Below are 11,547 nucleotides of genomic sequence, written 5' to 3'. Positions count from 1 at the left end.
TTGTTAATTTTTAAACATTTAACCTGTAATACCTAAAGCTTTTAACAACTTGTTTACATCGTCTTCGCCGTCCAAATGCTGTACCAATACTTTGGTTTTTGCATCATAGATATAGAGCGATGGGTAATTGCTTGGCTTAAATTTTTCAATAAATTGAGTTCCAGCATCAAACAAGAATTTGACATTTGGGGCACTTTTCAATGCCTTCGCATGCATATTAATAAATCCATCGACATAAGGCTTATCATTCATGGAGATAAAATAGAAGGATATATTCTTGAATTTGGACAAATTGCGTGCGATACCAGCCCCCATTTTCTGGCAATGGCCACAACCCGGGTCGTAAAAATCCAACACAATATAGCCCGATTTTGGAAGCCTGTCCGAATTAAACTTGCTGGCCTGATAGACCTCCTCAAAAGTAAACGATGGAAGTGTTTTGGGCGCCTGTGCAAAAACAGGTTTAAATAAGAAAAATACACTTACAAAAAATAGGGAACAAAGGAACCTCATGTTAAAGAAATTTAAACCAACAGTGACTATTCAATTAATTTTAATCAATAATACTTAAAAATGCGCTTCAGTCAACTATTATTTTAGTTTTTTTACAAAAAATCCGTAAGTTTGGGCTAATTTTTAAATCGATCAAATCTATTAATACTTATTAATCGTGAAAAAACGAATTGCTATTTTTGCTTCAGGTTCAGGGTCCAATGCTCAAAAAATAATGGAACATTTCAAGTATTCAGATGAAGCTGAGGTTGCCTTGATTTTATCCAATAACCCTGATGCTTACGTTATTCAACGAGCCGACAATTTTGAAATACCTGCACATATATTTGATCGTGACGAATTTTACAAAACCGACAACGTTGTCAATATTCTTAAAAACTTAAATATTGATCTGATTGTTTTGGCGGGTTTTCTTTGGCTCGTTCCAAATAACCTGCTGAAAGCATTTCCAAATCAAATTATAAATATACATCCTGCTCTCCTACCAAAATACGGTGGCAAAGGTATGTATGGTGACCATGTACATAAAGCCGTTTTGGCCAATAAGGAAGAGGAACATGGCATTACGATCCATTTCGCAAATGAACATTTCGACGAGGGGGAAATTATATACCAAGCACGATTCAAAGTGGATCCCAACGATACTTTAGACATTATTAAATTTAAAGGACAGCAACTCGAACATCAGTACTTCCCTAAAATAATTGAAAATCTGATCAAAAAAATGTAAAAACAATTCTATTATTTAGAATTGTTTTAAACAAATTGTAACTTTGTATTATGAACGAAGTTATTGAATCTGTGTTGGAGATCGATGAGTCAGAAAATAAAGCTGGGTTGTTTCAGTTTCGGAATACGGCTATGAACCCTTTTTCTGACTTTTCTTGTGCCTGCTTTAAAAAGTGTTGCAAAAAATATAAAGAAGGCAAACGCTGTAAAAAATGTCCGGGACGAAAAAAATAGCTATTTATTGACTACTCTTCCAGGTAGTCTAAATCTTTATCAAAGCTTTCTTCTAACTGGCTCAACGAATAAATTGCTATACCCGAAAGAACGACAACCATTGTAATTGCTGCTGTCACAATTCCAAATGCATTTACTAGAAGTCCATATAGCATTGTTGACGGAATGAGTGCACCGCGTACAAAATTGGGGGCCGTCGTTGCGACAGTTGCTCTAAGATTTGTACCAAATTGTTCCGCTGAGATAGTCACAAAGGTTGCCCAATACCCTACTCCTAAGCCTATTATAAAGGCAAGGCTTAAAAACTTCGTCGCTGTAATACCATCACTCAATAAATACCATAGTGAGCTTCCAATGATAATTAATTGACATATAAACACCACTTTTTTGCGGGATTTTAAAATCTGTGCGAATATTCCTGCCAGTACATCCCCGATAGAAATACCGATATAGGTAAACATCACCCCTTGACCAGCACTCAGTGTACCTGCAGCCCCCAAGGCCTTGCCGATCTCCGGAGCTTGAGTAACCAAAACACCGACAACAAACCAGATTGGAAGACCAATGCATAGACAGTTGACATACCGTTTTAAGCGGCTTTTATTTGTGAAAAGCATGCGAATATCCCCTTTCACAACACCCGATTTATCTTGCTCCTTAAATAATCCTGATTCAAAAGAGCCAATGCGCAACAATAGCAACAGTAAGCCCATTCCACCACCGACAAAGTAAGCCGTCCGCCAGTCAAATTCTTCCGAGACAAAATAGGCCAATATAGCGCCTAAAACACCGACACCGGCAACCAACATGGTCCCATAACCGCGTTTTGATTTATGCATACTTTCAGAAACCAGGGTAATTCCCGCCCCCAGTTCTCCAGCCAAACCAACGCCCGCTATAAAACGAATAATACCATACATAAGCACATCATGTACAAAACCATTTGCAATATTCGCTACAGAGTATAAAAGAATCGATCCAAAAAGCACTTTTAAACGTCCAAATTTATCCCCTATAATCCCCCAAAGAATTCCACCCAACAGCAAACCGCCCATTTGCATATTGAGCACAAATTCACCTTTTACCCGCATCTCTTCCGCAGGGACGCCAATATCAGTGAAGGACTGAATACGGACGATGGAGAAAATAATCAAATCGTAGATATCGACGAAATAGCCCAGTGACGCAATCATAACCAGTAACCACACTTTTTTATTGGGTTGTTTTTCTTTTATTGTTGACATTTTAGGTTTTTTGATCTGTAAAAATACCATAGTGAAGCTATAAAACCAAGATTTCGAAAAATAATCCGACACATTGTTTTATTTTTGCATCATGAGATATAGTCCACTTGCCTTAACATGGCTATTACGTATTTACCCGCCCTTTCTATTTCAAGGAATCTGGGTAAAAAAAATTAGTCCTGGCTTCCAAGGTGCCAAAGTAAAAATATATAAAACACCATTCAACATCAATACCAACAAAACACTCTTTGGTGGAACAATCTTTTCTGCAGCAGACCCCATCTTCCCTATCCTAATCGACCAATACCTTCAAAAAATTGGCTTTAAGAAAACCGTTGCTTGGTTAAAATCATCACAGATTACCTTTAAGAAACCCGGCAAAACCAGCGTGGAATATTCTGTGCAACTCTCAGAGGAAATCCTTGAAGAATGTGCCCATATTATCCGCACAAAAGGCAAAGTAGTAAAGGATTTTACCCTGGAAATTAAAGATAAGTATGGTGACCTCTGTGCCACGGTACGTTGTGAAACCTATATTCGTGACTTGAATTTTACATTCCCTTCCAGAAATCGAAATATTGAGCCATAAGAAATTAATATATTTGTCCAATTACCAAAAAACATAAAACATGAATAAAATCGCGTTTGTAGCTATCGCATCCTTGGCAGTAGCAGCATGTGGAACCCCGGGAAATGGTGCAACAGGTGTAAAAGCCCTGCAAGATTCAACTATTAAGATACATGATGAAATTATGCCTCAAATCGCTCATTTCGACCGCGATGTTGTTAAGATAGATTCTATTTTGGCAAATTTAAAAAACCTAAAAACAACTAAGGCTGATTTAGACACCAATTTAACAAGAAAAGAGCTAAGCACATTGAAAGCTAATTTAGAAAGTGCTACAGACCATATGATGGACTGGATGAAAGGATATAACCCAGATTCAACAGATGTTAAATATTTTGAAACAGAGCTTCAAAAAGTAAGTGATATGAAAAAAATATTTGATAATGTTGCTAAAGAAAGCCAAGACAAATTAAAGAATTTTTAAATCCAAAAATTCAAATAACACAGTCCGCCCCTCTTTAGGTTAACATTAAGTTGTTCGTGTAAAGATGGAATTAAGCTTTAACAAACAAAACTATTAAATACATGAGATCCATAACTAAATTTTACTGCGCAACTGGTCTTTTACTCGGTTTATTTTCCTGTAAAAACAATAGCCAGACAAGTTTACCCATCTATGGCGAAAGAGAAGCTGTAGAAAAAACAGTTGATGGAAAACAAATCGTAGATACAGTCTATCATACTATTCCGCCTTTTAAACTGCTCAATCAGGATAGTACAATGATTTCAGACAAAGATTTTGAGGGTAAAGTATATATCGCCAACTTCTTCTTTACCCATTGTCCAAGTATCTGTCCAACGATGAATCGCAACCTATTAAAAATATACCAGCAATACAAGGATAATGAAGAAGTTCGTTTCCTGTCCCATAGTATAGACTTTAAATACGATCAACCCTACGTACTGAAAGATTATGCCAATAAATTGGGTGTAACCAATAATCACTGGCAATTTGTTTCGGGGACTAAAGCAGAAATATATGGTCTAGCCAATCAATACCTGGTTTATACCGCTGAAGATAAAAATGCGCCTGGAGGTTACGATCATCAGGGGTACCTTGTCTTAATAGACAAAGATAAGCGAATTCGGGGCGCCTACGACGGTACAAATGATGAGCAAGTAAAAAAACTGATGAACGACTTACCTTTACTCTTGAGCAAGGATAAAAAATAACATGCACATTCTCTTAAAAACAGGTATAACAATTGGTGCTATTTTAGCGGTCTTGATAAGCTGTCAGCATGAAGTTGATATCAAAACTGCGCAATATGCGGTCAACGGTCAAAAGGTATACCGAACACATTGTCAAAATTGTCATGGAGAGAAAGGTGAAGGATTGGGCAATCTCTATCCGCCCCTAACCGATACCACCTTTCTGCAAACTCATCGTCAAGATCTTGCTTGCATCATCAAGCACGGAACTTCTGGGGAACTTGAAGTTGCGGGTAAAAAGTTCAATAATACCATGCCCGCTTCAAATCTTTCCGCAATTGATATCGCTTATGTATTAACCTATATCAATACCAAGATAAACAAAGGGAAAAATTTATATCCTTTGGAAGATGTTGAGAAAAGTTTAAAAGGTTGCAAATAGAAAAGCGGTGATTTAATCAAATCACCGCTTTTCTATTTGTGATCCTTCACCTCTACCTCCCCTCCACCGATCAAAAAAAATAAAAATACGAAAACAATTTCATCTCTTTTTCCTTATTGTATTATTGATTCAAATCGTTTTATATTTATTGATTTATAACAATATTCTGACATTTTGGATCCAAATTAATCGTTAATTTTGCAACCGAATGAACGTTCGATTGATGAATTCCAATGAAAAAATTGCGGCAGTATTTGCCAGCACACTAAAACTTATACAAACAAACGGCTTCCATGGAACGCCGATGAGCAAAATCGCACAAGAGTCTGATGTAGCAATTGGGACTATCTACCATTATTTCCCGTCAAAAGACGATCTAATTTTTGGTTTGTTCAAACATTGTAGAACACTACTCAATGAGTATATTTTTGATGGTATAAAAGATGATTTCGACTATAAAGACTCATTTTTTCATATTTGGCGCAACTTTGTCAAGTTCTATCTAGAGAACGGGCACATCTTTAGTTTTTTTGAGCAGTTTTTTTCCTCTCCTTATTACGAGAAGAACAAAGGTGAGATACAAGAACCTGTGGGGGGGCAAAACAAAGTTGTTGATTTTTTACAGGAAGGCATTGATCGAAAAATTTTGAAGCAGGTAGATGTCCATCTTTTGGTGGCAAGTTACATTGGCGTGGCACTATCAACTGTTCACAGCATCAAATTTAAAGATCTCAAGTTTTCCGAACAAAATGTGGAGGACTTAATGGGGATTATTTGGGATGGGGCTATTAATAGAGAAAAAAATAATTAATTACATATATGAAGTTTAATAAAATCGTTTATTCCTTAGCGGCCCTATCGCTTTTGAGTAATACAGGATTTGCACAACAGCAATCTGAAAACTTGCCGGCAAATGCAACACTTCAGCAGCTGATTGATTACGCCTTACGTAATCAAATCGCTGTAAAACAAGCGCAATTGGACGAGACCATCGGTGAAAAGGATATTGACATCTCTCTTTCAGGTTGGTATCCACAATTGGGTCTAAAAGGAAGTTATAATTATAATGTCATTGTTCCATTAGCAAATATTGGCGGAAATAATATCAAAATGGGGCAGAACAATGCAAGTGCATTAACGCTTCAAGCAGATCAACAGATCCTAAATCCAGAGCTAATGCAGGCGAAGAAAGCGGCAGAATTGGTACGTCTTGGCAATAAACAAAATACGGAGAACAAAAAGATCACCGCTGTTGTAGAGGTCAGCAAAGCCTATTATGATATCCTAACTTCGGAAGAGCAGATCAAGATTGTACGAGAAAATATCGCTCGCCTCCAAAAACAATTGAAAGATGCAAAGTCTCAATACGATGTGGGCTTAGTCGATAAGACCGACTATAAGCGAGCACAAATTGCTTTGGCAAATTCGAATGCAGACGAGAAAAGAACGGTTGAGCTTCGCAAATATAAATACGAATACCTCAAACAATTGCTAGCTTTGGATAAAAGCAAAAATTTGACGCTATCCTTTGACAATAGCAATATGGAATCAGAAATTTTGTTAGACACAACTGCTGGAATAAATGTCTCTAATCGAATTGAATTCCAACAATTGGAAACATCCAAAAAAATCCAGCAGTTGAGCACGCAATACTATAAATGGACATATTTACCAAGTGTAAGTGCTTTTTATAATTACGCTTTCAACTATCGAAATGATAAATTTAGTAAACTTTACTCCGATAATTTCCCGGGTTCAGTTGCCGGCCTAAATGTTTCTTTTTCAATTTTCGACGGATTTAAACGTAAAAAACAAATCAATAAGTCCAGATTGCAGGAAGAAAGAATTGACTGGGACATCAAAAATTTAGAAAATAGCATTAACACAGAGTATTCGCTGGCAAGAGCAACCTATAATGCTAACTTAAATGATTGGAAAACAGCTAAAGAAAATGTGGAACTCTCCAAAGAAGTATACGAGACCATCAAACTTCAATATGACGAAGGTATCAAAACTTACCTCGATCTAATGACAGCAGAAACTGATCTCAAAACAACGCAACTTAATTATTTGAACTCCCTCTATGCACTATTATCAAGTAAATTAGATGTTCAGAAAGCAGTTGGGGCAATCCACACAAATTAATCAATAAACGGAAACTAATACAAATCATGAATAAAAGACAATTATTATTCGCTTTCTTCCTTGGGACGGCATTAGTATGGACCTCTTGTGGAAATAAGGATGCAAAAAAGCAAGGTGCAGCACAGGCTCAGGCTGAAAAAGTTGTTCCTGTCAGCTTTGGCGTAGCATCACATGAGATTGTTACAGGTACAATCAGCTATCCAGCAACAGTCAAACCGTTGAACGAAGCAGATCTATATGCGGAAGTAAGCGGCTATATCACCAAAATATATGTTTCTGACGGCGCAGTAGTTTCCGCAGGACAAGCGCTTTATGAAATTGATGGAACACGCTACAATGCGGCTGTCCAACAAGCTAAAGCAAGCTTACAGGTAGCACAAACGGATTTGGACCGGCAAAAAAGAGATCTAGCGCGCTACCAAACATTAGCCGATAAAGATGCGATTGCGAAGCAGGTATTTGACAATGCAGTTTCGAATGTAGCCGCTTCGCAGGCACAGGTAGAGTCTGCTCGTGCAGCTTTGGTCACCGCGAATACAAACTTATCGCGTTCGACCATTCGGGCTCCTTTTAGTGGTACCGTAGGAATATCACAGGTACGTTTGGGCGCCTTGGTCAATCCAGGTACGACCCTATTGAATACCTTGTCTTCAACTAGCCCAATAGCTGTTGAATTTCAGGTAAATGAAAAGGATATTACCAAATTTACCAAACTGCAAAGTAGCCATTCATCATCCGATCTTTCTCTTGTATTGCCAAATGGAAGTACGTATGAAGGTAAAGGGACAATCACAACCATCGACCGCGCAGTTGACCCTGCAACCGGGACGATCAAAGTGCGCGCTACTTTCCCCAACAATGCCAACGAATTGCGGGCCGGTATGAATATTACGATGAATGTATCGACAACCTCAGCTACGGAAGAAGTTGTGGTTCCTTACAAAGCCGTTTTCGAACAGCTTGGCGTATTTAACCTCTATACCGTAAATGATAGCAGTAAAGCTGAAATTCGCCAAGTAAAATTAGGTATTAAAGCCGGTGACAAAATTGTGATCAAAGAAGGTGTTAAAGATGGTGAGAAAATCGTTGTCGATGGTGCCATGAATGTCCAAAATGGAGTTAAAGTAGTTGACGCTGCTGTCGCTGCCCAACAGGCTGCAAAAGGCGCTCCTCAAGGAAAATAACACCATTAATTTTTTAAAGAGAATCTAAAAGATATAGAATGATTTCAGAAGTATTTATTAAGAGGCCAGTTACCGCAATCGTTATTTCGATATTGATTTCAATTATCGGGATCATTGCAGTATCTACATTGCCAATTAGCCAGTATCCTTCTATTGCACCTCCAACAGTAACGGTTACAGCCAATTACACGGGAGCGGATGCACAGACGGTTGAACAAACCGTGACTACTCTTATTGAGAGTCAGATCAATGGTACACCTGGCATGATTTATATGTCGTCCAATAGTACGTCAAATGGTCAAGCAACAATTACCGTGACCTTTGAAGTGGGAACAGATATTGATATCGCGACCTTAGACGTCCAAAACCGCGTAGGAATTGCTGAACCAGCCCTTCCGGAAGCGGTAAGACGTTTGGGGATTACAACCCGTAAAGCCAATAACGATATCTTGATGTTGGTTGCTTTAACTTCACCAAAAGGAACTAGAAGTGAAAATTTCTTGGCCAATTACAACAACTTATACGTTAAAGATGCACTTTTGCGTGTGAAAGGCGTCGGTGATGTAACGGCTTTCGGGCAACCATTCTCGATGCGCGTGTGGCTTGACGCAAATAAATTAGCCAACCTGAGCATGACTCCTGCTGATGTATCCACAGCAATTGCCGAACAAAACTCCCGTATACCTGGTGGTAGCGTTGGTGGACGTCCACAAGAGTCTTCGACGGTATTTGAATATCCGATCATTACCGATAGTGATCTTTCAAATCCCGAGGACTTTGAAAACATCGTTGTAAAAACCAATAAAGATGGATCTATCGTACTCTTAAAGGATGTTGCGCGTGTTGAATTGGGTCAATTTAATTATGGTACATCATCTACCGTAAATGGTATGACTTCATCTGCGATGATGATCAATCAAACCCCAGGAGGAAATGCCGTAGAATCCGCAAAAGGTATTGTCGATGCTTTGGAAAAATTAAAGAAATCTTTTCCAACGGATGTAGATTATACGATCAGTTATGAGACGGTGTCGGTTGTGAATGCCTCTATTTCTTCGGTTATCCACACCTTGGTTGAAGCATTGATTCTGGTAACGGTCGTGGTATTTTTCTTCCTTCAAAGCTGGAGAGCAACATTAATTCCCGTACTGGCAATCCCCGTATCCATCATCGGTACTTTCATCTTTTTCCTAATGTTTGGCTTTTCGGTCAACAACCTGACCATGCTTGCCTTTGTATTGGCCATCGGTATTGTGGTGGATGATGCCATCGTTGTGGTGGAAGCCGTCCAGCACTATATCGACCATTATAAGCTGGATGCAAAAGAAGCGACACGTCGTGCCATGGGCGATATCACTGCTCCGGTTATTGCAATTGCATTAATTTTGGCTGCAGTATTCGTTCCGGTTGGTTTTATCCCTGGAATGGTTGGTAAATTATATCAACAGTTTGCAATCACCATTGCAGTATCCGTTATGCTGTCTGCATTTATCGCACTTTCGTTAACCCCGGCATTATGTTCAATTTTATTAAAGCCGACAGCAGTACATGAAGGCGCTAAAGGTTTGAATAAATTTTTCTACAAATTTAATATTTGGTTTGAAAAAGTGACCATCAGGTACTCAAATGGTGTAAAACAGGCTATCAAAAAAGCACCACTGGTATTGATCATTCTGTTGTGTATTTTTATCGGAACAGGCTGGATGTTTACAACCAAACCAACTGGATTTATTCCTTCAGAGGATGGTGGTGCATTTTTCGCCGGTATTACATTGCCAGAAGGTTCTTCTTCTGCGCGTACAAATGAAGTTCTTAAAGAGATTGAAGCCGATCTACACAAGACATTTCCAGAAATCAAGTATGTTACTGCAATTTCCGGTATCAATATTTTGAACCGCGCGTTTAAATCCAATGGTGCAACAGTGTTCGTTTCGCTTAAACCTTGGGAAACCCGTACACGCACGGCAAACGATATCGCTGGTATGATTATGGGTAAATACCAGGGCTATACCAAAGCAAGGGTGTTGGCGGTAACGCCACCAGCAATTCCGGGTCTAGGTACATCTGGAGGTTTCTCTATGCAGGTACAGGATTTACAGACGGTAAATATCAAAGATTTCGAAGCGACAGTCGGCAAATTCTTGATGGCTGCCAACCAACGTCCAGAAATTGGCATGGCTTATACCCTATTTAATACCAACTCTCCCAACTACAAATTGGAAGTGAACCGCGAACAGGCAAAACGCATGGGCGTGCCTATCTCCAGTATTTATTCGACGATATCATCCTATTTGGGTAGTAGCTATGTGAATGATTTTACAAAGTATGGTCGTAGTTACCGTGTCGTCACACAAGCTGATATCCCGTACCGTATGAATATTGAAGACATCAACAAATTGTATGTCAACAATGTGTCGGGAAACCCTGTACCGATGGGTACGCTGGTTAAGTATGAATTGATGACTATGCCTTCGATCATCAATCACTACAATATCTTTAGAAGTGTAGAGATCAATGGTAGTTCGGCCCCTGGTTACTCATCAGGAGATGCTTTGAAAGCCTTACAAGAAGTAGCTACACAAACATTACCAGAAGGTTTTGACTATCAGTTCTCCGGTCTGTCGCTGCAAGAGATGCAATCGGGATCAAAAACTGTCCAAATTTTTGCGTTGTGTATCCTGTTTGTGTTCTTGCTTTTAGCCGCATTATACGAAAGTTGGTCTGTACCATTCTCTATTTTATTATCTGTTCCTTTAGGTGTATTTGGGGCCATATTAACCCTAACATTAATCCCTACATTGGATAATAACATCTATGCGCAGATTGGTCTGGTCACCATCATTGGACTTGCTGCCAAGAATGCGATTCTAATCGTAGAGTTTGCTAAGGAACGGGTTGATATCGGGATGAACCTTTATGAAGCGACATTAGATGCTGTAAAATTGCGTCTACGCCCAATTATCATGACGTCCTTTGCCTTCATCTTGGGGATTATTCCATTGATGCTATCTCATGGAGCTGGAGCAATTTCTCGCCAAACAATCGGTTGGACGGTATTTGGTGGTATGACTGCAGCCACACTCCTAGCGATCTTTATCGTTCCGGTACTATTCGTTGTGATTACACGTATGGCATACGGTAAGAAAAAATTGGCTGAATTAGAAGCGAATTTCGATGAAGAGAAAGCGAAAAATTTAAGTTCACACTAATTATACGCTGCCTCCGTGAAGAATCCCCACGGAGCTAACAGCAAGAAGAGGCTGTCTCAAAAAGGCA

Annotated in this window: 11 protein-coding genes; 9 read left to right on the top strand and 2 right to left on the bottom strand. The window is 39.0% G+C overall.

Translation table 11 applies throughout. The annotated features are described in order from the left end of the window. Positions 1-18: 18 nt before the first annotated feature. Positions 19-513 (bottom strand): TlpA family protein disulfide reductase, encoded by a 495-nt coding sequence (locus tag B3E92_RS08085; protein ID WP_112376504.1) that lies wholly within the window; start codon positions 511-513, stop codon positions 19-21. 157 nt (positions 514-670) lie between these two features. Between B3E92_RS08085 and purN the strand changes: the two genes are divergently transcribed. Beyond that, the gene (gene purN / locus B3E92_RS08080; RefSeq protein WP_070563826.1) at positions 671-1,243 is read left to right on the top strand and encodes a phosphoribosylglycinamide formyltransferase; all 573 of its coding nucleotides are present in this window, start codon (positions 671-673) and stop codon (positions 1,241-1,243) included. Positions 1,244-1,487: 244 nt separating this feature from the next. Here the strand turns inward: purN and B3E92_RS08075 are convergent, their stop codons facing one another. After that, positions 1,488-2,720 (bottom strand): MFS transporter, encoded by a 1,233-nt coding sequence (locus B3E92_RS08075; protein WP_112376617.1) that lies wholly within the window; start codon positions 2,718-2,720, stop codon positions 1,488-1,490. A gap of 91 nt (positions 2,721-2,811) precedes the next feature. Between B3E92_RS08075 and B3E92_RS08070 the strand changes: the two genes are divergently transcribed. From B3E92_RS08070 to B3E92_RS08035, 8 genes are all read left to right on the top strand, one after another. Further along, on the top strand, positions 2,812-3,309 hold the full coding sequence (locus B3E92_RS08070) for a PaaI family thioesterase (protein WP_286896127.1): 498 nt from the start codon (positions 2,812-2,814) through the stop codon (positions 3,307-3,309). A 40-nt stretch (positions 3,310-3,349) separates the two neighbouring features. Further along, positions 3,350-3,772: a transposase gene (locus tag B3E92_RS08065; RefSeq protein ID WP_286896125.1), complete on the top strand. Its 423-nt coding sequence runs from the start codon at positions 3,350-3,352 to the stop codon at positions 3,770-3,772. Positions 3,773-3,873: 101 nt separating this feature from the next. Further along, entirely contained in the window at positions 3,874-4,521 is a 648-nt protein-coding gene (locus B3E92_RS08060; RefSeq protein ID WP_070563813.1) for an SCO family protein, read from the top strand. A gap of 1 nt (position 4,522) precedes the next feature. Further along, entirely contained in the window at positions 4,523-4,942 is a 420-nt protein-coding gene (locus B3E92_RS08055) for a c-type cytochrome (RefSeq protein ID WP_070563810.1), read from the top strand. A gap of 208 nt (positions 4,943-5,150) precedes the next feature. After that, positions 5,151-5,753 carry a TetR/AcrR family transcriptional regulator gene (locus B3E92_RS08050; RefSeq protein WP_286896123.1) on the top strand — a complete coding sequence of 201 codons (603 nt, stop codon included), beginning with the start codon at positions 5,151-5,153 and terminating at the stop codon, positions 5,751-5,753. Positions 5,754-5,761: 8 nt separating this feature from the next. Then, positions 5,762-7,087: a TolC family protein gene (locus tag B3E92_RS08045; RefSeq protein WP_046673553.1), complete on the top strand. Its 1,326-nt coding sequence runs from the start codon at positions 5,762-5,764 to the stop codon at positions 7,085-7,087. A gap of 26 nt (positions 7,088-7,113) precedes the next feature. Next, a complete protein-coding gene (locus tag B3E92_RS08040) occupies positions 7,114-8,271 on the top strand; it encodes an efflux RND transporter periplasmic adaptor subunit (protein ID WP_286896120.1) in 1,158 nt (385 codons plus the stop codon). A 38-nt stretch (positions 8,272-8,309) separates the two neighbouring features. Next, entirely contained in the window at positions 8,310-11,480 is a 3,171-nt protein-coding gene (locus B3E92_RS08035) for an efflux RND transporter permease subunit (protein ID WP_286896118.1), read from the top strand. The last annotated feature ends 67 nt before the right edge of the window (positions 11,481-11,547 follow it).

Origin of the sequence: Sphingobacterium sp. UBA6317, assembly GCF_002440385.1 — a bacterium.
In the GTDB taxonomy this organism is placed as follows: domain Bacteria; phylum Bacteroidota; class Bacteroidia; order Sphingobacteriales; family Sphingobacteriaceae; genus Sphingobacterium; species Sphingobacterium multivorum.
Note: the sequence above shows the minus strand (reverse complement) of the source record. Positions and strands in the feature narration are given on the sequence as shown.